Origin of the sequence: Nocardiopsis sp. RV163 (genome assembly GCF_001029525.1) — a bacterium.
In the GTDB taxonomy this organism is placed as follows: domain Bacteria; phylum Actinomycetota; class Actinomycetes; order Streptosporangiales; family Streptosporangiaceae; genus Nocardiopsis; species Nocardiopsis dassonvillei.
In genome coordinates, this window is the sequence record NZ_LEKI01000014.1 from 1 (window position 1) to 21,954 (window position 21,954).

22 protein-coding genes are annotated in these 21,954 nt (G+C 70.1%); 9 read left to right on the top strand and 13 right to left on the bottom strand.

Annotated elements, in window-relative coordinates; genetic code table 11:
• Window positions 1-818 precede the first annotated feature (818 nt).
• A complete protein-coding gene (locus ABD54_RS27750; protein WP_152692001.1) occupies window positions 819-1,403 on the top strand; it encodes a hypothetical protein in 585 nt (194 codons plus the stop codon).
• 75 nt (window positions 1,404-1,478) lie between these two features.
• Complete coding sequence (locus ABD54_RS27755; RefSeq protein WP_152692002.1) at window positions 1,479-2,027, top strand: hypothetical protein; 549 nt, start codon at window positions 1,479-1,481, stop codon at window positions 2,025-2,027.
• A gap of 370 nt (window positions 2,028-2,397) precedes the next feature.
• Here ABD54_RS27755 and ABD54_RS04545 read toward each other — a convergent pair whose 3' ends face one another.
• Both ABD54_RS04545 and ABD54_RS04550 read right to left on the bottom strand, forming a co-directional pair.
• Complete coding sequence (locus ABD54_RS04545) at window positions 2,398-2,637, bottom strand: DUF397 domain-containing protein (protein WP_047868160.1); 240 nt, start codon at window positions 2,635-2,637, stop codon at window positions 2,398-2,400.
• Window positions 2,634-3,497: a helix-turn-helix transcriptional regulator gene (locus tag ABD54_RS04550; RefSeq protein ID WP_013154508.1), complete on the bottom strand. Its 864-nt coding sequence runs from the start codon at window positions 3,495-3,497 to the stop codon at window positions 2,634-2,636. The genes ABD54_RS04545 and ABD54_RS04550 overlap by 4 nt, the downstream gene beginning before the upstream one ends.
• A gap of 214 nt (window positions 3,498-3,711) precedes the next feature.
• Between ABD54_RS04550 and ABD54_RS04555 the strand changes: the two genes are divergently transcribed.
• Together ABD54_RS04555 and ABD54_RS04560 are read left to right on the top strand one after the other, a co-directional pair.
• Window positions 3,712-4,269 carry an ATP-binding protein gene (locus ABD54_RS04555; RefSeq protein WP_047868161.1) on the top strand — a complete coding sequence of 186 codons (558 nt, stop codon included), beginning with the start codon at window positions 3,712-3,714 and terminating at the stop codon, window positions 4,267-4,269.
• Window positions 4,270-4,372: 103 nt separating this feature from the next.
• Window positions 4,373-4,873, top strand: coding sequence for a hypothetical protein (locus ABD54_RS04560; protein ID WP_047868162.1), 501 nt, complete (start codon window positions 4,373-4,375; stop codon window positions 4,871-4,873).
• Window positions 4,874-4,976: 103 nt separating this feature from the next.
• Here the strand turns inward: ABD54_RS04560 and ABD54_RS04565 are convergent, their stop codons facing one another.
• Together ABD54_RS04565 and ABD54_RS04570 are read right to left on the bottom strand one after the other, a co-directional pair.
• Entirely contained in the window at window positions 4,977-5,612 is a 636-nt protein-coding gene (locus ABD54_RS04565) for a TetR/AcrR family transcriptional regulator (RefSeq protein ID WP_047868163.1), read from the bottom strand.
• 193 nt (window positions 5,613-5,805) lie between these two features.
• Entirely contained in the window at window positions 5,806-6,978 is a 1,173-nt protein-coding gene (locus tag ABD54_RS04570; RefSeq protein WP_047868164.1) for an RNA-guided endonuclease TnpB family protein, read from the bottom strand.
• A gap of 237 nt (window positions 6,979-7,215) precedes the next feature.
• Between ABD54_RS04570 and ABD54_RS04575 the strand changes: the two genes are divergently transcribed.
• The 4 genes from ABD54_RS04575 to ABD54_RS04585 all read left to right on the top strand — a co-directional run bounded on the left by ABD54_RS04575 (window position 7,216) and on the right by ABD54_RS04585 (window position 9,650).
• Window positions 7,216-7,980, top strand: a complete 765-nt coding sequence (locus tag ABD54_RS04575; protein WP_047868165.1) for an SDR family NAD(P)-dependent oxidoreductase — start codon at window positions 7,216-7,218, stop codon at window positions 7,978-7,980.
• Between the two features lie 112 nt (window positions 7,981-8,092).
• Window positions 8,093-9,313 carry a cytochrome P450 gene (locus tag ABD54_RS04580; protein WP_082166690.1) on the top strand — a complete coding sequence of 407 codons (1,221 nt, stop codon included), beginning with the start codon at window positions 8,093-8,095 and terminating at the stop codon, window positions 9,311-9,313.
• Window positions 9,307-9,453: a hypothetical protein gene (locus tag ABD54_RS27760; protein ID WP_235431980.1), complete on the top strand. Its 147-nt coding sequence runs from the start codon at window positions 9,307-9,309 to the stop codon at window positions 9,451-9,453. Before ABD54_RS04580 ends, ABD54_RS27760 begins: the two co-directional genes overlap by 7 nt.
• Window positions 9,450-9,650: a ferredoxin gene (locus ABD54_RS04585; protein WP_047868166.1), complete on the top strand. Its 201-nt coding sequence runs from the start codon at window positions 9,450-9,452 to the stop codon at window positions 9,648-9,650. The genes ABD54_RS27760 and ABD54_RS04585 overlap by 4 nt, the downstream gene beginning before the upstream one ends.
• A gap of 104 nt (window positions 9,651-9,754) precedes the next feature.
• On the opposite strand, the gene ABD54_RS04590 is transcribed toward ABD54_RS04585, so the two are convergent.
• Together ABD54_RS04590 and ABD54_RS04595 are read right to left on the bottom strand one after the other, a co-directional pair.
• Entirely contained in the window at window positions 9,755-11,254 is a 1,500-nt protein-coding gene (locus ABD54_RS04590; RefSeq protein WP_047868167.1) for a SulP family inorganic anion transporter, read from the bottom strand.
• A gap of 337 nt (window positions 11,255-11,591) precedes the next feature.
• Window positions 11,592-11,999, bottom strand: a complete 408-nt coding sequence (locus tag ABD54_RS04595; protein WP_047868168.1) for a MerR family transcriptional regulator — start codon at window positions 11,997-11,999, stop codon at window positions 11,592-11,594.
• A gap of 345 nt (window positions 12,000-12,344) precedes the next feature.
• Here ABD54_RS04595 and argG point away from each other — a divergent pair, with 345 nt between their 5' ends.
• Window positions 12,345-13,793 carry an argininosuccinate synthase gene (gene argG / locus ABD54_RS04600; RefSeq protein WP_047868169.1) on the top strand — a complete coding sequence of 483 codons (1,449 nt, stop codon included), beginning with the start codon at window positions 12,345-12,347 and terminating at the stop codon, window positions 13,791-13,793.
• Window positions 13,794-14,021: 228 nt separating this feature from the next.
• On the opposite strand, the gene ABD54_RS04605 is transcribed toward argG, so the two are convergent.
• From ABD54_RS04605 to ABD54_RS04635, 7 genes are all read right to left on the bottom strand, one after another.
• On the bottom strand, window positions 14,022-14,999 hold the full coding sequence (locus ABD54_RS04605) for a PfkB family carbohydrate kinase (protein WP_047868170.1): 978 nt from the start codon (window positions 14,997-14,999) through the stop codon (window positions 14,022-14,024).
• 194 nt (window positions 15,000-15,193) lie between these two features.
• Window positions 15,194-16,408 (bottom strand): oxygenase MpaB family protein, encoded by a 1,215-nt coding sequence (locus tag ABD54_RS04610; protein ID WP_047868171.1) that lies wholly within the window; start codon window positions 16,406-16,408, stop codon window positions 15,194-15,196.
• A gap of 17 nt (window positions 16,409-16,425) precedes the next feature.
• Complete coding sequence (locus ABD54_RS04615) at window positions 16,426-17,478, bottom strand: polyprenyl synthetase family protein (RefSeq protein WP_047868172.1); 1,053 nt, start codon at window positions 17,476-17,478, stop codon at window positions 16,426-16,428.
• Window positions 17,471-17,755: a hypothetical protein gene (locus tag ABD54_RS04620; protein WP_047868202.1), complete on the bottom strand. Its 285-nt coding sequence runs from the start codon at window positions 17,753-17,755 to the stop codon at window positions 17,471-17,473. The genes ABD54_RS04615 and ABD54_RS04620 overlap by 8 nt, the downstream gene beginning before the upstream one ends.
• Before the next feature lie 579 nt (window positions 17,756-18,334).
• Window positions 18,335-20,638, bottom strand: a complete 2,304-nt coding sequence (locus tag ABD54_RS04625; protein WP_047868173.1) for an FtsX-like permease family protein — start codon at window positions 20,636-20,638, stop codon at window positions 18,335-18,337.
• Entirely contained in the window at window positions 20,635-21,348 is a 714-nt protein-coding gene (locus ABD54_RS04630; RefSeq protein ID WP_047868174.1) for an ABC transporter ATP-binding protein, read from the bottom strand. The genes ABD54_RS04625 and ABD54_RS04630 overlap by 4 nt, the downstream gene beginning before the upstream one ends.
• Window positions 21,345-21,869, bottom strand: coding sequence for a PadR family transcriptional regulator (locus ABD54_RS04635; RefSeq protein ID WP_047868175.1), 525 nt, complete (start codon window positions 21,867-21,869; stop codon window positions 21,345-21,347). Before ABD54_RS04635 ends, ABD54_RS04630 begins: the two co-directional genes overlap by 4 nt.
• Between the last annotated feature and the right edge of the window lie 85 nt (window positions 21,870-21,954).

Consider the following 21,954-nt stretch of genomic DNA (forward strand, 5'->3'; position numbering starts at 1 on the left):
TGAACGGGTACCTGTACTCGAACAACAACCCTGCCTCGCTCACGGATCCGAGTGGTTTGGACTGGCATCCAGCTCGGGGCTATGCTCCGTTGCCGGATTACGGTAGCAAGCCTTCTTGGCACCCGGCGCGGGGTTACGCTCCCTTGCCGGATTACGGTAGCAAGCCCTCTTGGCACCCGGCACGCGGTTACGCACCGCCTCCGCAGAGCGTGCAGAGGGCGTTCAGCGCCACGGTGTCTTCGCCAGGCGCTAATTATAGGAGATTCAATAATTATGTGGTTTCGTCAAAGGACGAAGCCCTTAGAGAAGCATCTGCTCCAAAGCACGTCCCTCCCACCTTCTGGGAGAGTGCAGGAAACTGGGCTTCTGATGCGTGGGACAGTTCAGTCGACTGGATTGACGATAACTGGGAGACTATTTATGGTGTTGGGACAGCTGTTGGCCTAGGTGTCTGTGTATTCACTACCGCAGGGGCTTGTCTGGTTGCTGGAAGTATTTTGCTGGGCGCTAACGCGGCAGTGGATGTTGGCCGGAACCGAAACGATCTCAGCCAAGTTTCGTGGGCAGATCATGCGACGGACGCAGTGTTCCTTGGAGCTGGAGGTGTAGTTGGGAGAAGCCTCGCGGGAAGTACTCGAAGGTTCTGGAGAGACTTTGGGGCTTCTCGTATTGGCCACTACCAGAGAAGGCCTCTGGAGCGCAGGCCAGGGCAGCGTGATATTGGCAGTACAGTGTTCGTCTATGGTGCGAACGCTACGCAGTGGGTTGTTCCACAGTGGATGGGCACTGCATTGAAGGAACAGTATTAGGGTGATCTCTTGGGTGTATTTCAGAAGGCTCGTCGGAAAAGAAATTTTAAGACTCTTCGGAATCATTGGACGGCTTCCTTTGGCATCTCGGCAAGCTTTCTCATGGGGCTTTTTTGGCTTGGTGGTGTAACGCAAGCACTCGGTTCTGAGAGTGGAGTTTACCAATGGGAGTGGCTCTTCTACTCGATTTTTCACCCCATTGTGTATTGGTTTATTCTGAAGGCTTCTTTTTTCACTCGTATTGAGCTTCGGGATGATGTTGTTGTCGTCAAAAACTTCCTGGTGAAGCATGTGATTCCTGCTCGGCTCGTTTCTAGGGTTCTTTGGGAAGGAGGTGTGGATATTATTCTTAAGGATGGGACTAAGTGGTGGTGTCTCAACCTGGGAGGATCTCTGGTTGGTCAGCTCGCTGGCTATCCGACAAACCGGAGGTGCGCCAGGGAGATCGAGAATTTTGTGGAAAGAAGTAAGGTTGAACCTGTGACTGTGGAGGGTTCTGGCGTCGTAACTTCACTGCACCTCAATCTGTCTTTCCTTGCTTGTGCATCACTTGCTTCCCTAATCCTTTTTTATCTCCTGAGCCTCCTGTATTAGGGCTATCCTGGAAAAATCCCGTCGGGTGAGTGGGCTTGAGAGGTTTCTTTGGGTCTTGAGCTTAATGGAAGAGTGGTGTTCAAGAGATGGTCGTCTTTCGTGGTCTCTTGGCTCCTTTTCCTCTTTTTTGGCCTCGGGATTTTTGCAATCGGCGCAGTGTGGCCGGGGGTTGATGGGTACATATTTTGGAATGTGATCACCCTCCTGCTTATTTATCTATCGAGCTCTCTGATTGTTTGGTTCGCTTTCAGTCTCGGTGTGCTTTCCGGCATTGAAGTCGGGGAGGACAGGCTTGTTGTGAAGAAGTTCTTGGGAGAGGTTGAGATCTCACTTGGGGGTGTTTCTGGAGTAGAGTACGTCGGAGGCGTTCAGGTCAGGCTGAAAAACGGAAATAGGATCAAATGCACCGCTTTCCCTGATTCCCTGTACTCGCTCTTGATTGGATACAGGAACTTCAGGGGTGTTGCTGCTTCTGTGAAGAAATTGGTGAATGAAAGGATTGGGGAAGGTGGTGGGGGGAGTGAAATGTGGGCGTTTGAGAGAACCTGCTGGAATGCGAAAGCTCTTCTTTCTATCTCTGCTTTCTATTTTTTTGCCTTCCTCGTGGCTTATCTAATACCCTAGGAGGACGAGCACACCACGCTCGGTTCTTCTCTGTTGGCTGCGGGTTTGAGATTGGCTCGCCCTGAAGATGCGGCCGGAGACGCCCGTACTGGGGCGGGGCAAGCGGGGTAGGGGATCGGCAACCGTGCTCAGTCCTTCGGGAGTGGCTGAGAGTGGAGGGAGTGCCGTGTTCGTCTTCTTCAGCAACCGTCTGGGCTGTGTCATGTCGCTGGTGGTCTCGGTAGCGCTGACCGCCCTGCTTCTGTTCATCCTCAACTCCCTGGGGTGAGACGGGAGACGGACGAGGCGGCTGGGACGCCTGCTCCCTGGGAACAGCGACGCCCGGCCGTGGTCCTCGGGGGAGGCGGCCGGGCGTGGGTGGTTCCAGGTGTCAGCGCGAGAGGGCGGTTCTCAGGAAGCCGCTCCACTCGGCGGCGGGAAAGGGGAGATGCCCGGCGCCGGGGCGCTTGGAGTCACGGACGGCCGCGCCACAGGGGAGGTCAGCTACTTCGACGCAGTCCTGGTCCCGGCCGCTGTGGGTGCTCTTCCGGAAGCCTGCGGGGATGTGGGCGACCTCTACACAGTTCTGGTTCTGGGCGCTGTAGCTGCTTTTCCGGAACTTGAGGATCATGCCTGCTCACCCTCCATGGATGCTCGCAGACTGGCGATGAACTGCGCGGATGCGGTCACCGACAGTGCAGAGCCCTGTACGTTGCTGAATGTCAGGTTATAGCGTTCGATGTCGCTCAGCTGTTCCAGGTACAGGTCATCAGAAGGTGTGCCGACGTAGATGATGGGAGAGTCCCTGGCCTCGGGAAACTCCATGATGGTGAAGGACCCAGCCATGCCCAGGTGAGCACCACTCGAAAAAGGTAGAACCTGGATGTCGATGTTGTGCCGCAACGCCAGATTCTCAAGGTGCTCCAACTGCTCAACCATGATCGTCGGGGTACCGACGCTTCTGCGTAGGGCGCCCTCGTCGATGACCGCTGTCATATGAGGTGCTTTGACCCGTGACAGGATCTGCTGACGGGCGAGCCGAGCTTCCACTTTGCGAGCGATGTCAGGGTCGTCTGTCGCACGCCCTCCTCTGAAGACCTCCGCTGCGTAGTCCGGTGTCTGAAACAGACCAGGGAGCACCTGGGCTTCGTAGGTCCGTAGGGCGGATGCCTCGGCTTCGAAATCGGGAAGGGCACGCTCGCTGAAGACGTCCTTGTAACGGGACCACCAGCCCTTCTCCTTGGACTCACGCGATAGCTGGTGCAGTCCTGCACGACCCTCTTCATCAAGGTTGTAGAGGTCGGCCAGGGCATCCAGGTCCCGAGCACGGGTACGCCGGGACTCTGCGGTCTCGATCTTGCCGATGGTCGCGCGCGGCACGCCTGACCTCTTGGCGGCGTCATCGAGCGTGAAGCCGTGCTCTTCACGCAGGCGCCGCAGCTCGAAGCCGAGACGCCTGCGACGGATGGTGGGGCTGTAGGGCCGTTGCATGGGACCAACCTAGCAAAAGCTGCCGCGAATCTCAGTTCATGGTTGACAACTGAGATTCGCGGTTCCAATATGGGGGTGTAGCAAGTGACTGAGCGATCACACAGAGTTCACGTCGGTCAGGCTACGCCCTGCCCGTTCCGCGCATCACGGCATCCGTGAGACTCCTCCGACGGGCACCACGAAACCCCGGCTCACGCCAAGGAGTGTGTTCGTCATGCCCGCGAAAACCCACGCCCCGATGCCCGCGCTGGGAGAAGCCACGGTCCCGCTGGCCAGCTTCATCCGGCCGGTCCACCGCCACTACTTCACCCGGCAGCCCGAGCGGCCCAACTACCGCACGCGTCGCTACGACTTCGCCGGAACTCCGGCCGTGATGCCGCTGGTCCGCGCGTTCCTGGACACCTGCGCCGCCGAACGGGACACCGACTACCGCTACCTGTTCACGCTGCTGGGCAGCGAACTCGCGAACAACGCGATCCGGCACAGTCTCTCCGGCCGCCCCGGCGGCAGCTACACCCTCCTGGTTCACCGCCACCGCACCGGGCTGCACCTGGCCTGCCGCGACCGGGGCGGCCTGCGTGACAAGGACTCCCGCCTGGAGCCCAAGAAGAACGGCCTGAACCTGGACGCCGAATCGGGCCGGGGCCTGGCCATGGTCAACGCCTTCGCCACCGCCTGGGGCGACAACGGCAACGCCCACTACCGCACGGTGTGGTTCTCGCTGGCCTACGACCTCACCGGAAGCCGGTGGAACACCCACACCGACCTCTGACATGCCGCCGACATGAGACGGGCCCAGGAAAGCGTTGCAGCGCTTCTCCCGGGCCCTGAACCCCCAGAAACCAACCCAGACATAGGCAAGAAAAGAGGATCTGATGCAGAACCCTATCCCCTCGCCCCGCCGTTCGGACGGCGTTCGACCGAGGCCCCGGCTCGTCCCCCCGCTCCCGCGCCGCACCACGCTCGTCGGCCCGGTCTGCCCGCACTGTGAGCACCCCTCGTGCCGCGTCCGCCGCGCCCAGCGCCTGCCCCGCCTGGGCGGCCACCGCTCCGAGTTCTCCCGCCCGTCGCCCTCCACCACCCTCAACGGACGCCTCCGGCGCAGTTTCTCCGCGGCACACGCCCAGGCCGCCGCGATCCAGTCCCACCCGTCGCCCTCCACCACCCTCAATGGACGCCTTCGGCGCAGCCCTGATTCCAACCGCCACCTGATCGTCTACTACGGCGAGGCCACCCAGTCCTTCTGGGCGGTTACCCCCGCCGGACTTCTCGAAGCCGCGAACGCTGACGCCCTCCTCCTGGCCCTGTGGCCGCACAACGCCCCGTTCATGCCGCCCGCCCCGGCCGTCGAGGCCCTCACCCCCGTAACGGCCTGACCGGTCACTACCATCACCGCGCACGGGCCGGAACCGCCACCAGCGGTCCCGGCCCGCCTTCGCTCCCGCGCTGGCAGCGGCGGCCGGGGCGGCGCGGAGTCCCTCAGTCCGAGGGCGCGTCCCCGCGCTCGTCCCCTCCCTCGTGCCCGAAGGCGGGCAGGCCGCGGGCCACAGTGGTCAGCGCGGTGCGCAGCAGCGGCCCCACGCCCTCCGAGGGAACGCCGCGCCCGTCGTCCCCCAGGCGTGCCCGCTCCTCGGCGGCCAGGCGCAGCGCCGAGTTGAGGGCGGCCGCCTGGACGCGGACGGGCAGGCTGTCGGCGGGCTCCCCGGTGCGGTCGGCGATGATCCCCGCGAAGACCGACTCGGCTGCGTGGTGGACCTCCAGCCACACCGCCATGAGCGCCGGTTCGGTGCGGGTCATCCGGATGAGGTCCGCGACGGACCCCTCCACGACCTGCGGCTCGCCGTCGAAGAACCGCTCCCGCTCCAGGTACTCCAGGAGGGGGACCCCGGGAGGGCAGGCGCGCAGGCGCTCGGCCATGTGCTCCAGGCCCGTCGTCAGCAGCGGCCGGACGCAGCTCTCCTTGCTGGGGAAGTAGCGCCACAGCGTCCTGGTGGAGATGCCGAGCGCGTGCGCGATGTCGTCACCCGTGGTGCCCGACACCCCGTTCTCGGTGAACAGCCGCACGGCCGCGCGCGCGATCTCCGTGCGCACGATCTCCCTGCGCCGCTCGGTCATGGGCGGGCGGCCCCGCCCCGAGGGTGCGCGGGGCGTCTTCGCGGACGGTGTTCCCGGCACGACCGTCCCCCTCCCGTGTCCGAGGCGTCTGGGCGGGTCCACTCTAGTCAGCTTCTCGGTCCTGAAGGGATCGAGCGTGTGGTTGGACCACCCCGCTGGATGCGGAAGAGCCCACCGCGTCTGACCCGACAACCTAGGGGTGGTCGGGTGGGACGTGTGACTTCCGCCCCGCGTTCCACACCACACGACCGCGAGCGGCGATGTTGGCGGAAGCGTTCCGGTCCGCGTGCGCAACGACACCGCAGCCCCGGCAGATGAAGATGGCCTGATCGACCCGGTTCCTGTGGTCCACGTGGCCACATTCCGCGCACGTCTGTGAGGTGTAGGCCGGGTCGACGAAGACCACCGGCACCCCCGCGCGGCGCGCCTTGTAGGCGATGAAGGCACCCAGTTGGTGGAAGGACCAGGAGTGCAGCGTGACCCGTTGGGGCCTGCGTTGCCGTACCCGGATGCGGATCCCCGTCAGGTCTTCCAGGGAGATACCGCGCCCGGTGCGTTCGGCCTCGGCCACGATGCGCTTCGAGATCTGATGATTGGTGTTTCTGGCATGCCTGGCCTCACGCTTGCGCCGCTTCTTGAGTAAGCGCTTGGCGGACCCGGTGCCCTTGGCCTGTAACTTCTGGCGCAGCCTGAGCTGGCGGCGGCGGTACCGGTTGAGCTGGCGCCCGGCCATCACCTGGCCGTCGCTGGTGGTGGCGATGTTGATGATCCCCAGGTCCACCCCGAGAAAGGAGGCGGGGTCGATCTCGGGGGCGTCGGGCACCTCGACGGTCACCGCGAGGAACCAGGTGCCGTTGCGGCGGAGCAGGTCGGCCTCACCGCGCTTGTGCTCGGCCAACATCTTCACCTGGTCGACAGAGCCGACGAATGGCACGTCCTTCAACCGGCCCTGGAAGGTCCACAGCGAGATTGTGCGCGCATCCATCGCGAAGGACAGATTGCGCGCGTCGTAGGGGTGCGCCGACTCCGGGCGGAAGGTGATGGGCATGGACTCCATCCGCGTGCGGCGGGCCGACCCCTTCGTCCCGTAGTTGCCGTTGTCCGGGTTGGACTGGCGGGTACGGTAAGCGTCGCGCACCTTCTTGATCACGTGTTGGGCCGCCTGCGAGCCCACTCCAGCCTCGCGCAACTGCTGGTAGGTGTGCTTGCGCAGCTCGTAGTTGCGCATCACGCCCTGCTCGTGGGCCACCTTCGCCACCCGGGTGGCGTGGTCGTTGAGTGTGCGCAGGGTCGAGGCCAGCACCGCCGCCTGCTCAGGCGACGGCGTGAGCTTGACCCACGCGACGATCTTCGACACGCCCACCATCGTGCACCCGGCCAGTGACAGAACGCAGCCAAAGCAGTCCGATGTGTCCCCTGCCACTAACAGGTCGGTTTGGTCTACGCGGCGGTTCCTCCTGGGGCTGAGGCCCTGGGGTTCATCGCCAAGGCAAGGTTGACGTCCGGACCAGGCAGAACAATATTTGTCTCTGAGCGACAAAAAGTCCTACAGTGACAAAAGCGGCCGCCGTGGCCGCCGCCAGCGGCAACGAGAGGGCTTCCCATGACCGGCCTGGGCCTGAAGGACAAGAGCGTCATCGTCACCGGAGGCGGCTCCGGCATCGGCCGCGCGAGCGCGCTGCGCTTCGCGGGGGAGGGTGCCGGGGTCCTGATCGCCGACCTCAACGCCGACACGGCGCGTGAGGCGGCCGAGGCGATCCGCGCGGCCGGGGGCACCGCCGAGACCGTGGTCGGCGACCTCAGCAGCCAGGAGGTCGTGGACCGGGTCGTCGCCACGGCCGTCGAACGCCTCGGCGGTGTCGACGTCCTGGTCAACAACGCCGGGATCATGGACGACATGTCCGCCACCGCCGACGTCACCGACGCGGTCTGGGAGCGGCTCCTGCGGGTCAACCTGACCGCGCCCTTCCTGCTCACCCGCGCCGTCCTGCCGCACATGGTCGAGCGGGGAGCCGGATCCATCGTCTTCACCGCATCGGAGGCCTCCCTGCGCGGCAGCGCCGCCGGGGCCGCCTACACCGCCTCCAAGCACGGTGTGGTCGGCCTGGTCAAGTCCACCGCGGTCATGTACCGCGACAAGGGGATCAGGGTCAACGCCGTCGCCCCGGGCGGCACCGCCACCTCGATCACCGTTGACGTCGCCTCCGCGCCCCACGGCCCGACCACCCTCGGCGCCTTCATGTCCAACATGGGCCGCGTGGCCCGGGCCGAGGAACTGGCCGCCGCCGTCGTCTTCCTGGCCTCCGACGCGGCGAGCAGCATCAGCGGCGCGGTGCTGCCGGTGGACAACGGCTGGTCGGCGGTCTGAGGAGGCGAGCGCGCTTACACCCCACCGCCCTCCTGGGCCAGTCGCTTGACTCAACGCCACGGCGGACGTTCGCTTTACGTGTACGTTCCGATGACGCGGAGGAGTGAGGGCTGTGGCCGCCGACGGGACCGAACCGCTGATGGACTACCCGTTTTCCTGCCCCGGGGCGCTGGAGCCGCCCGAGGAGTGGGCCGAGCTGAGGCGGCGGCGCCCCGTCGCCGGGGTGCGGCTGCCCAGCGGTGACCGGGCGGAGGTGGTCACCCGCTACGAGGACGTCAGGCGGGTGCTCTCCGACCCGCGCTTCACCCGGCGGCTCGACGCCGAGGACGCGGCCCGGGTCTCTGCCGACGCGACGGGCGGAGTGTTCAGCGGCGACCTGGCCTCGGCGGTCCCCGACAGCGGGGAGGAGCACCGGCAGTGGCGGCGGCTGGTCGGCAAGTGGTTCACCGCCAGGCGCATGAACGCGCTGCGGCCCGGTATCGAGGCCATGGCCGACCGGCTCGTCGACGGCATGGTCGAGCGCGGCCGACCGGCGGACCTCGGGGCCGCCCTGGGCTTTCCCCTGCCGGTGTGGGTCATCTGCGACATGCTCGGCGTGCCCGACTCCGACCGCGACCGCTTCTCGCGCTGGTCGGACGCGCTGCTCAACCTCACCCGCTACACCCAGGAGGAGATGGACCGGGCCCTGGCCGAGTTCCTCGCCTACATGAGCGGCCACGTCGAGGCCAAGCGGGCGGAGCCGCGCGAGGACCTGATCAGCTCCCTGGTCACCGAGACCGCCGGGGCCGGGTACGACCTGCCCACCTCCGCGCTGGTCGCCACCAGCATGGGCCTGCTGGTCGCCGGGCACGAGACCACCGCCAACATGATCGGCAAGATGGTGGCGATGCTGCTGGACGACCGGAGCCGCTGGGAGAGGCTGCTGGACGACCGTACGCTCGTGCGCTCCGCCGTGGAGGAGGCGCTGCGCTTCGACGCAAACTCCGGGCTCGGCCTGCCGCGCTACATCACCGAGGAGACCCGGATCGGCGGCGCCACCGTCACGGCCGGAACCACCGTCATGTGCAGCATGGGCGCGGCCAACCGGGACGAGGGCGCGTTCGAGAACGCCGACGAGATGGATCTGGGGCGCGTGCCCAACCCGCACCTGGGCTTCGGGGCCGGGGCGCACTCGTGCCTGGGGCAGGCGCTGGCCCGCACCGAACTCCAGGCAGTCCTCGACGTGCTGCTGCGCAGACTCCCCACGCTGGAGCTCGCCGTTCCCGCGGCGGAGCTGCGGCGGCTGGACGGCCTGATCGTGGGCGGGCTGCGTGAGGTCCCGGTCCGGTGGTGACCGTGTCGCGGGCCGTGGCCGGACCGGTCGGCGCCACCCGGGAACCGATCCCGTCCGCCGCCGAGCGCGCGTTCGCCGAACACGGCCTGTCCGCGGTGTCCGACCGCGCCGCGAGGACGAAGGAGGAGGAGCGACCATGAGGGTGACCGTCGACCAGGACTGGTGCTGCGGCGCCGGTCAGTGCGTGCTGCTCGCCCCGGAGGTGTTCGACCAGCGTGAGGAGGACGGCATCGTCGAACTGCTCACCGAACGGCCGCCGCAGAACCTGTACCCGGTGGTGCGCGAGGCGGGGCAGGTGTGTCCCACCGGGGCGATCCGTGTGGACGAGGAGGCCTGACCGCGCGGGGTAGGCGGAGAGCGCGCCTCACGGCCGGGGCACAGTTCGAGGAAACCCGGGGGCGGCCGCCATGCTTCCGGCGGGCCGCCCTCCGTCGCCCGGGGTCAGTGGCCGCCGGTCAGGGTCCCGGACAGCTCCCGGTGCAGGTGCGCGCTGGGCCCGTTGAGGCCGGTGATCTCCACCCGCACCCCGTGCCCGCGGAAGTGCTCGGTGACCTGGTCCAGGGCGGCCACGGCCGAGGAGTCCCACACGTGCGCGTTGGACATGTCCACCACCACCCTCTCCAGGCCCTGTTCGGTGTAGTCGAACCGGTTGACCAGCTCGCCGGTGGAGGCGAAGAACACCTCTCCGTTGACCGAGTACACGCGGGTGCCGCCCTCGGGGTCGAGCACGCTGGTGACGTCGGCCTGCATGGCGGCACGGCGGGCGAAGAGCACCATGGACACCACGACCCCGACGATCACGCCCAGGGCCAGGTTGTGGGTGGCCACGACCACGGCGACGGTGATGACCATGACCAGGGTCTCGGTCCAGGGCATCCGCCTCAGGGTGGCCGGGGCGACGCTGTGCCAGTCGAAGGTCACGACGGCCACGAAGAACATCACCGCGACCAGCGCGGCGACCGGGATCATGCCCACCAGGTCGCCCAGGGCCACGCACAGGATGATCAGGAACGCACCGGCCAGGAAGGTCGAGACGCGGGTGCGGGCCCCGGACTTGACGTTGATCATGGTCTGGCCGATCATCGCGCACCCGGCCATGCCGCCGAAGAACCCGACCAGCACGTTGGCGATGCCCTGTCCGCGTGCCTCGCGGCCGTGGTTCGAGGCGGTCTCGGTCTGGTCGTCGACGACCTTGGCGGTCATCAGCGACTCCATCAGCCCCACCAGGGCCAGGGTCAGCGAGTAGGGGGCGATCAGGACCAGCGTGTCCAGCGTGTAGGGCACGTCCGGGATCAGCGGCACGGGCAGGGTGTCGGGCAGTTCGCCCATGTCCCCGACCGTCTGCGCCGGGATGCCCAGGGCCAGCGCGGCGACGGTGAGCACGACGATGGCCACCAGCGGCGCGGGAATCGCCTTGGTCAGGCGGGGCAGACCGAAGACGATGACCAGGCCCACGGCCACCATGGCGTAGATCGGCAAGCCCACGCCCTCCAGGTAGGGCAGTTGGGCCGTGAAGATGAGGACGGCCAGGGCGTTGATGAACCCGGTCATGACGCTGGGCGGCACGAACCGCATCAGCCTGGCCACCCCGAGCAGGCCCAGGGCGACCTGGATGAGCCCGGCCAGGACGGTGGCGGCGATCAGGTGGTCGACGCCGTGCTCCATCGACAGCGGCGCCGCGACCAGGGCCATCGCGCCGGTGGCGGCGGAGATCATCGCGGGCCGCCCTCCCAGGAAGGCGATGGACACGGCCATCACGAAGGAGGCGTACAGGCCCACGCGGGGGTCGACCCCGGCGATGAGGGAGAAGGCGATGGCCTCGGGGATCAGGGCCAGGGCGACGACCAGCCCGGCCAGCACGTCGGCGCGCAGCTGCGCGGCGGCGGGGATCCGGGCCTTGAGGGACCTGGGGGTCTTCACGGGCAGTTTCATGGCACCCATCGGGTTTCGGGCAGCCCACAACGAGGACCGCGGTGTTCGGGTCGGGCGTTCGTGTACGGCGCGGACGCGCGCCGGTGCGGCGGGGGTGCGCCGGCGCGCACGGGGATCCGGGGCGGTGTCGGCCCCGGTGCGGCTTCGTCGCCGCGGGCCCGGCCGTGCCCCTGACAGGGCCGGGAGGAGAGCGCGATGGTCACCCGCTCGTGGACGGGTGAGGACCCGGAGAAACTCTACTCTCACGTGAGAGTCTGGTTCGCGTTCGGCGGCTGAGACAACCCTCACACGACGCAAGGGTGCGGCTGTTCCTCCAGGCGGGGAGGGCGCCCGGCCCCGGCGGGCGCTAGGCGGTGGCGTTGTCGCGGGCGCGCTGCTCGCGCAGCCGCTCGGCGAACTCCTCGGCCATCGCCAACTGGTCGCGCAGGGTCTGGCAGCGGGCGACGATGGCCGCCTCGAAGGCGTCGAGCCTCTCGCTCAGGGCCCGCCGCTCGTCGGGCCCGGTCTCGGCCGAACCCAACCGGTCGACGGCCTCCAGCAGTTCGCGGGTCTCCTCCAGACTGAACTCCAGCGGCTTCATCCGCTTGATGAGGTTCAGGCGGTCCACGTCCGTCTCGGTGTAGAGCCGGAAGCCGCCTCGGGAGCGCGCGGAGGGCTCGACCAGGCCGACCTCGCCGTAGTAGCGGATCGTGCGCAGGGACAGGCCGGTCCGCTCGGCGACCTCGCCGATCTGCATGTGCTGCGCCCCGGACATCGCGGCACCCCCTCTCGTCCACCCGACTCTAACGCCGGTTCCGGCGGGGCGCGGCCCGCCGTCGGGAGGGGAGGCCCCCGCGGAGCCGAACCCACGTGAGGCGCCCCCTCCGTAGAGCCGTTGCCGGTCCGCCGGGCGCACCGGGAGCCCGCGGTGCGCCCGCGGTTCTCCCGCGGCCCCGCGGGCGCGACCGCCCGGGAGCGTCCGGCGCGCCGCCGGTCGGACGGTCCCGCCTCCGGGCAGGGTGGGGGAGCGGCCCCCGCAGGGCAGGTCGGGGATGTATCCCACACCGACATGCGCCTCCCCAGATTGCATGCTCATTCATAAGGGCGCATACTTATTTCCATGTCCAAGGTACTCACTTCCCTCCCCGTCGGCGAGCGCGTCGGTATCGCCTTCTCCGGTGGCCTCGACACCTCGGTGGCGGTCGCGTGGATGCGCGACAAGGGCGCCGTCCCGTACGCCTACACCGCCGACATCGGCCAGTACGACGAACCCGACATCGCCTCGGTCCCCGGCCGCGCCACCGCCTACGGCGCCGAGGGCGCCCGCCTGGTGGACGGCCGGGAGGCGCTGGTGGAGGAGGGTTTCGCGGCGCTGGCCTGCGGAGCCTTCCACATCCGCTCCGGCGGCCGCACCTACTTCAACACCACCCCCCTCGGGCGGGCCGTCACGGGCACCCTGCTGGTGCGCGCGATGCTCGAGGACGGCGTGCAGATCTGGGGCGACGGGTCCACCTTCAAGGGCAACGACATCGAGCGGTTCTACCGCTACGGCCTGCTCGCCAACCCCTCCCTGCGGATCTACAAGCCTTGGCTGGACGCCGACTTCGTCAACGAGCTCGGCGGCCGCAAGGAGATGTCGGAGTGGCTGCTGGCCCACGGCCTGCCCTACCGGGACAGCACCGAGAAGGCCTACTCCACCGACGCCAACATCTGGGGCGCCACGCACGAGGCCAAGGCGCTCGAACACCTCGACACCGGCATCGAGATCGTCGAGCCCATCATGGGCGTGCGGTTCTGGGACCCCGAGGTGGAGATCACCCCCGAGGACGTCACGATCGGCTTCGAGCAGGGCCGCCCGGTGAGCGTCAACGGCAAGACCTTCGCCACCGCCGTGGACCTGGTCAACGAGGTCAACGCCATCGGCGGCCGACACGGCCTGGGCATGTCGGACCAGATCGAGAACCGCGTCATCGAGGCCAAGAGCCGCGGCATCTACGAGGCCCCGGGCATGGCGCTGCTGCACGCGGCCTACGAGCGGCTGGTCAACGCGGTCCACAACGAGGACACCCTCGCCAGCTACCACAACGACGGCCGTCGGCTCGGCAGGCTGCTCTACGAGGGCCGCTGGCTGGAGCCCCAGGCGCTGATGCTGCGCGAGGCCCTCCAGCGCTGGGTGGGCACGGCGGTCACCGGCGAGGTGACCCTGCGGCTGCGGCGCGGCGAGGACTACTCCCTCATGGACACCACCGGGGCGGCGTTCAGCTACCACCCGGACAAGCTGTCCATGGAGCGGACCGAGGACTCCGCGTTCGGCCCGGTCGACCGCATCGGCCAGCTGACCATGCGCAACCTCGACATCGCCGACTCCCGCGCCAAGCTGGAGGAGTACTCCAGGGTCGGCATGGTCGGCACCTCGCACCCGACGTCGATCGGCGCCGCCCAGGCGGCCTCTACCGGGCTGATCGGCGCGATGCCCGAGGGCGGTGCCGAGGCGATCGCCTCCCGGGGCCAGGCTCCCGAGAGCGACGACCTGCTCGACCACGCCGCGATGGAGTCCGGCAACGACTGAGGTCGGGCTCCGGTCCCCGCGCCGACGCGCGGTGGCGGTCGGGCTCCGGTCCGGAACCGGTCCGCATCGGGCAGTGGGGCCCGCCGTACCGACCCGCCGCCGGGGCGGGAACGCTCCTGCGGCGTTCCCGCCCCGGCGGCGCCCGTCGGTCCGGTTGCTGCCTTCCGGCGGGTGGGGGCGGGTGCGGCGCCGCACCCGCACCGCGCACCGGCCGCGCTCCCGGTCGGCTCACCGGCCCCGGCCGGGGACCCCGTCGCCCTCGGACTCCTCCAGGAAGACGTCCGTCTCCTTGGCGGTGGGGCAGGTGGCCGGGCCGCGGCGGGTGACGGCCAGGGCGGCGGCCGCGTTGGCCCGGCGGGCGGCCGCCAGCGGGTCCAGGCCGTCGGCCACAGCGGCGGTGAACACGCCCACGTGCGCGTCGCCCGCGCCGTTGGTGTCCACGGCGCGCACGGGGAAACCGGGTACGCGCCGGGCGGCGGCGCCCCCGGACACGGCCCCGTCCCCGCCACCGGCCACCGCGCAGCCCCGCGCGGAGTCGCGTACGACCACCGTGCCGCCGGGGCGGATGCGGGGAAGCAGGAGCGCGGCGGCCTCCTCGGGGACGGAGCGCCCGGTCACGGTCGCGGCCTCGGCGGCGCTGAGGCTGAGCAGGTCCACGCGGGCCAGGACCCGGTCCAGGGTCGGCCCGGGGACGTCGCCCACGACCGGAGCCGGGTCCAGGACCAGGCGCACCCCCTCCGGGAGCCCGCCGATCCAGGTGAGCAGGTCGTCGGCGCGCGGCCCGGGCAGCAGCGAGTACCCCACCGTGTAGACGAAGTCCCCCTGTTCGGGCCGGAGGGTGCGCAGCCGGTCCAGGGACAGGTCCATCTCGGCGCCCAGCCGGGTGACGAAGGTGCGTTCGGCGTCGCCGTCCACCAGGGCCACACAGAAGCCGGTGTCCGCGTCGGGGGAGGGGGCGTGCGCCACCGCCACCCCTTCGGAGCGCAGCGCGGACCGGGCCAGGTCCCCGTGGGGCCCGGTTCCGTGCGCCCCCGCGTAGACCACCTCCATACCCGCGCGCGCCGCGGCGGCGACGACGTTGAAACCGCCCCCGACCAGGGTCCGGGCGGAGGAGGCGAACACGCCCTCCCCGGCCCGGGGAAGGGCGTCGACCGCCATCACGACGTCGATGATCACCGGCCCCACGTGCACAAGGCGTCCGGTCACGGCAGGGCTCCCCTCGACTGCGCCGACCGTGGCGTCGGCCCCGCGATCATCCCAGCGGCGACCGCGTGCGGGTTCCACCGGGTGGGCCGCTGCCGGGGGGCGTGTCCCCGGCGGCCTCCGCCGCATTCGGGGCCCTCCCGGCGAAGGCATCCCGGGCCGCCGTGATCACAGGGGTCGCAGGGGCCACCGCGTCCTCAGGGGTCACCGGAGCCCGGTGACCGGCGCGCGGGACCGGCCGACCGTCCCTGGAGCTGGGGAACCGGGGGCGGCGGGGTCCAGCGCCGGGTGCGGGGGGCGCGGGAGGGGACGCCGTACTCGTCCCTGAGCCGTTCGGGGATGGCGTACTGCATGACCCGGCCGCGGGTGAGGGAACTCAGCTCCAGGCGGGTGGCGACGTGGCCGAGGCGGTCCAGGGCCCACGCGCCCAGCGGGGAGCCGTCCTCGACGCGTTCGAGGATTCCCAGCAGGGCGGGGGAGGCCCTGACGGCCGTGTCCCAGGCGCTGCGCGGGACCCGGAGCCAGTCGGCGCAGGTGTCGCCGATGAGGTAGCGGATGAGGGCGGCGACCACCGGGTCCAGGAGGGTTCCGGGCACGACCTCCTCGTAGAGGTCGATGAGCTGGCGGGTCAGGTGCGCCCCCTCCTCGGAGGGGCCCATGTACCGGGTCATGTACAGGTCGGAGAACTCGCGGGCACCGGCCACGTCGGCCGGAGCGTGTTCGGTGCTGACGCCGAGCATGGCGCCGACGATGCGCCATGCGTAGTAGTAGGACTCCGCGCCCTCGGCCGTCATGTGCACGCCCAGCCGGTGCAGGGCGTCCAAGACCTGGATGGAGAAGATCATCTGGCCGCCGATCATGTCCTCCTGGCAGATCGGCGTGCCGAGCGCGTCCACGTCCCAGCGGCCCTCGCGGCGCATGTGGTAGCGGATGGAGGCGTGCAGCAGGCGCACCTTCTGGGCCGAGGGGACGAACCGGCTCCCCGCCTCGAACGCGTCGGGCCGCATCAGGTACGCGGTGAACTGCCCGGTCTCGGCCATGCGCCGCGAGGGGTACTCCAGGGCGTGGGTGGCGCTGAGCAGTCTGGCCACGTGCGGGACGACGTAGCAGGCGGGCATCGACGAGAAGGCCAGGGCGGTGGAGATGTGCACGTTGTTGTCGATGAAGAACAGGCGGGCCCTCTCCATCTCGTCCCAGTCGACCCAGGAGGGCGGCGCGGCCGTGGCGTGCAGGTACTCGCGGGCGACGTCGGGCAGCCCGTCGGGCAGGTCCTGTGCGGCGGTGGAGAAGTAGCGCATGAGCGTGTTGAACTTGCCGACCTCCCCGCGTTCGAAGAGCGTCTGCACCGTCGCGTCGGCGAGTTCGTCGCCCATGAGGCGCAGCGCGTCCATGGACTCCGGTGTGTAGGACATGGGATCCCTTCCCGGGGTCAGGAGTGTCGGGCCGCGGCCGAGGCCACCATCCGCGACAGGGCGGCGGCGGCCCCGTCCGGCAGGTCGGCGCGGTCGAGGGCGGCGGTGGCGGCCCGGACGCGCTCGCCGATCATCTCCTCGACGCGTTCGGGGGCCCCGGTGCGCCGCGTGATCGACCGGACCCTGGACAGGCCCTCGCCGTCCAGGCCTCGGCGGCCGAGCAGGCCGCGCAGCTCCCGGCGCTCGGCCGCGGTGGCGGCCGACCAGGTCTCGGCGAGCAGGACGGTGGGCCGGTTGCCCCGGACGTCGTCCAGGTTCGACTTGCCGGTGAGCTCCGGGTCGCCGAACAGCCCCAGCAGGTCGTCCCGCAGTTGGAAGGCCTCGCCCAGGGGGAGCCCGTAGGCGGTGAAGGCCTCCATCACCGCTCCCGGGGCGCCCGCCAGCGCGCCGCCGATGCGCAGGGGGTGCTCGACGGTGTACTTGGCCGTCTTGTACCGGATCACCTGGAGCGAGCGGCCCGTGTCGGGCGGCGAGCCGGTGCGCAGGACCTCCAGGCACTCTCCGGCGATCAGCTCCCGGGCCATGACCAGCCACAGCTCACGGGCGCGGGAGAGGTAGGCCGAGGGGAGGCCGCAGCACAGGAACAGCTCCGCGGCCCACGACATGAGCAGGTCGCCGGTCAGCAGGGCCAGGGCGCGGCTCCCGGCGTGGGGCCTGGGCCTGCCGGCGAACGCCGCGCGCAGGGCGACGTGGGCGCTCGGCACGCCGTGCCGCATCGGGCTCTCGTCGATGAGGTCGTCGTGGACGACGGCCGCGGCGTGCACCAGCTCCATCGCGGCGGCCGCCCTGACCAGCGCGTCGCTGTCCGGCTGCCCGGCCGCGCGCCACCCCCAGTAGCAGAACGACGCGCGCAGGCGCTTGCCCCCGGTCACCGCCACGCCCAGCTGCTCGGCCACCGGCAGCAGGTCGGCGTCGACGGCGAGGAGCCGATCCGTCTCCCGGCGCGCGAACTCCCGGAGTTCGGCGTCCACCCGCGTCCGGAGCAGGGCCTGCTCCCCGGTCTCAGCCATCGCCGCGACCGGGGCGGGAGGCGGCGGCCCGCCGGGCGAGCAGCTCCATGTGGGACTCGGCCGTCGGAACGTACCGCCGCAGCGCCAGTTCGCCGCGCTCGCGCAGGTCCCGCCGACCGTTCCGGGCCAGCTCGGCCAGGTCCGACCGGTCCAGCAGCGACCGCGCTCCCCGCAGGGCCGCGCCGATCCCGCTCCATGCCAGGTCGGCCGCTCCGGCCGCGACCAGCAGCGGCTCCCGCGCGCGGTCGGCGCCCGTTTCGTCGTCGGTGTGCGCCACGGCGTACACCCCCTGTCCCCGATCGGCTCGGAAAGGACGGCGGCCGCAAACGGCGGCGCCCGCGGAAGAACACCGTCCGGGCGGGCGGAGGCCCGCCGCGGTCCTTGTGGAGTGATCATCTTCGGTTATCGCGGTTTTTGTCAACGCAATGGTGTGACCCGGTCTGTTTTGGTGAAAGTCGGCGGGAACAAGGAAGAGGAGCAAACGGACACGGGTGGATGAAAGCCGGTGGGGTCGTACGGATTGTCCGTGTTCTCGCAGGTTGCCGCCACGGTGTTCTTCGGGTTTGGGGGTCGGGTCGAGCTCCGAAGGGGGCGGTCCGGAACGCCCGAATCCAGCTCGGTACCAGGCGCGCTCCCCCGGGTTTCGGGGATGCTCCCGGGGTCCGGTGAATCCTGGGGGGGATTCGTGTCCGGGGGTCTTGGAAAACGTGTTCGTCTCTATTTGTGACAAAAGGTGATATGGATGATCCGGGTTTTTCCGCGGTCCTGCCCAAGCGGGGCCTCCGGCGCTACCGGCCCCCGAACGCCCGGCGGGGCCGCGGACACCGGTCCCACGACCCCGCCGCACTCCCCGGCCTCACTCTGTGCGCAGGCCCTCGGGGCTCGTCATCCGCCACAGGTAGGGCAGGCTCGCCAGCGTCACCAGCGCTATCACGCCGAATCCGGCGCCCGTGAGCGGCAGGAACCCCAGCCAGTCGGTGACCTGGAGGCCGGCCAGCCGCAGCAGGAGGAGCCCGAGCCCGGTCCCGCCCCCGACGGCGATCACCAGGCCGAGCACCATCGGGATCGCGGTCTGCCACAGCACCGACGCGGCGAGCGTGGCACGGCTCGTCCCGGAGGCGACCAGCACCGCGAGCTGCCGCCTGCGCTCCCGAAGCTGCTCCACAGTGGAGACGACCATGCTCGCCCCGATCACCAGCACGGTGAGGACCGCACCGGCCCGGAGCGCGTCGCCGATGGACGCCAACAGGGTGCCGCCGCCCTCCTGGCCCAGCACGCGCAGATAGGTACCAGCGCTGTCGATCCCGACGTGGTTGCGCACGTGCTCGACCGCGTCCGGGTCGCTCCCGTCCAGGGTGACGAACACCGTGGACTGGAGGTACTCGACCTCCTCGACCGGAAGGGCGGACGGAGTGACGAACAGCCCCCGGTACTCCTGCCCGACCAGGTCGTCCGCGGCCTCGGCCTCGCGCAGCGGCGGGACGGTCCAGGGGCGGGTCCCGGAGGCCGAGCCGCCTTGAGGGGCGTTGTCCAGGTCCAGGCGGTCCCCCGCACGCACGGCGGAGGCCCCCTCAGCCGCGACGAAGGCGTCGCCGTCGGCGCACGAGGAGAACGCGATCAGCCCGCCCAGGGTCGCGCAGTCGGCGACGACCACCGCCTGCGTCCGCGGTGGGTCGCCGGCGCCGGGCGGGGCGTCCGCCGGGGGGAGGTGGGCCAGCAGGAAGGGGTAGGAGGACTCCACGCCCCTGGCGCGGTCGAGATCGCGGGCGAACTCCGCGGCCTCGGCGCCGCTTCCCACCGTGGCCGAGGCGATCATCCCCACCCGGCCGCCGTCGGAGGGGACCTGGGCGTCCATCGCGGAGAACAGCATCTGGAGCGCGATCGCCCCGGCCACGGCCAGGGTGACTCCGCTGACGGTGCGGGCCGCGATCCCGCCGTTCAACTGGAGGCGCCGTGTGGCCATCTGCCACGACGGCGGACCGCCGCGCAGCCGACCCACCACGGCCTCGACGACCCACGGCAGCAGCAGGGTGAACCCCGTCAGGGCCACCGCCACACCGACGGCGACGGCCCACTCCGTACCCTCGGCGCCTCCTCCCCGCCCGAGCGCGGCCAGGACGGCGCAGCCGACGGCCAGGACCGCCACGCGCCACCACAGCCGCCGACCCCGGTCGGCGCCCTCCCGCAAGACGCCCAGCGGACCCACCTCGACCCCGCGCAGCGCCAGGAGCGCCGCCAGGACGGCGCTGGCCGGGACGAGCACCACGACGAGGACGGCCAGCGGCGGCACCGGTGTGAGGTCCGCGGGCAGCACGCCCGGGCCCGGGAGCCGCACGTCGTCGGCGAAGGTACGCGCCACCAGGAAGAACCCGGCGCCCATGACCAGGCCCAGGACCGCGCCGACCAGGGACTCGCCCGCGGCGATCCTGCGCGTCGTCGCCCTGTCCGCGCCCACCAGCCGCAGCGCGGCCAGTCGCTGGTCGCGCCGCTCGGCCCCGAAGCGCGTCGCGGTGAGGACGAACACGGCGATCGGCAGCAGCAGCACCACGATGACGACGACGATGAGCAGGACGAGGACCGCGGACATGCCGTCGTCCCGCAGGTCCGCGCCGAAGCCGGAGGCGGCGTGCGGGACCGGGGACCGGGAGAGGGAGTCCGTGCCCAGGTAGAAGTAGAGCTCGTGCGGCCCCCGCAGCCCCTCGGCGCCGATCAGGCCGGTGACCGCGGCACCGTCGAACCGCTCGGCGAGCAGGGCGCCCTCCGGGGAGTCCAGGAGGTCGCGCAGGGCGGGGGAGACGTGGAGTTCGCCCGCCTCCGGCAGCCGGTCGATCCCCGGCGGGCGCACGTGCGGACCCGGGCCCGCGGGCGCTTCGAGCAGCATGCCCGTGAAGATGTCGCCCCGGTACACGACGACCCGGGGGTCCGCGAGGACCGCGGCGTCGGCGTTCTGCGCGCCCCGCTCCAGGTACACCGGTTCCCGCGCGTCCATCCGTTCCTGGCCCGCCGCGCGCGCCGAGGGCGCCGCGGCGGCCAGCAGGAGCACCATCACCCCCAGGCCCACGCCCAGCGCGGTGAGCAGCGTCCCCGTCCAGCCGACCCGCCCGCCGCCCAGGGTGAGCCCGGCGCCCATGACCAGGTCGCGGTACCACCGGCCGATCACGCCGCCCCCGTGGGCCAGACGGAGCCCAGGACCTGGCCGTCGCGGACGACGACCTCGCGGTCGGAGTAGGCGGCCACCCGGACGTCGTGGGTGACCAGGACGACCGCGGCCCCGGTGTCGCGGGCCGCGCCCGTGAGCAGCTCCATGGCGCGCTCCCCGTTGAGCGAGTCCAGCGCGCCGGTGGGCTCGTCGGCGAAGACCAGCCGGGGCCCGGCCACCAGCGCCCGCGCGATGGCCACCCGCTGCCTCTGCCCGCCGGACACCTGGCCGGGACGCTTGTCGCGCACGTCGTCCACCTCCAGGCGGGCCATCCACTCCGTCGCGGAGGCCTCCGCGCGCCTGCGGGCGACGCCGGTCAGGCGCAGGGAGAGCGCCACGTTCTCCACACAGGTCAGTTCGGGGACGAGCTGGCCGAACTGGAAGACGAAGCCGAAGTCGCTGCGTCTGAGCCTGCTGCGCTGGGAGTCGGACAGGGCCGACAGCTCACGCCCGTCGTAGTGCACGGTGCCGCCGTCGAGGTCGAGGATGCCCGCCAGGCAGTGCAGCAGCGTGGACTTGCCGGAGCCGGACGGGCCCATGACGGCGACGACCTCGCCGGAGTCGATGCTGAAGTCCGTTCCGTTCAACGCGGCGGTCGAACCGAAGTACTTGCGGAGCCTGGTGGCGGTGAGCAGGGCACCCGCGCCCTCCGCCGCGGAGGTGCCGCTCACTCGCAGACCTCTCCGGCGAGCCGGTCCAGGCGGCTGGCGGTCAGCTCCAGCCACCGGACGTCTGCCTCCAGGTGGAACAGGGCGTGGTCGCAGACGAGCTGGTCCGCGAGGTCGCCGCCCGTCTTGCGGCGGGTGAGCTCACGCATCAGGCGCAGGTGCTCGGCCCGCTGGACGTCCAGCAGTCCGGCGGCGTCACGGCCGGTCAGCAGCGCCAGCACGACCTTGGTGTACAGGGTGCTCTGGAGGTAGGGCTCGGGGCTCTCCGGAGTGGAGAGCCAGCGGCCGACGTCGGTGACACCGGCGTCGGTGACGGCGTAGCGCTTGCGCTCGGGGCCGCCGCCGGTCTCCACGCCGTCCACCTCGACCAGGCCGTTCCTGAGCAGGCGCGACATCGTCGAGTAGACCTGTCCGTAGTGCAGCGGCCGGTCGTGCCCGAACCGCTCGTCGAAGAGGCGTTTGAGGTCGTACCCGTGGCGGGGGCCCGATTCGAGCAGGCCGAGCAGCGTGTTGCCGATAGACATGGCGGCGACTATACACAATGTGTATAGATGGGTGGAGAAGAGGAGGTGCGTCCCGTTCCCGGGCTCGGTCCGCGCCTCCGGGAGT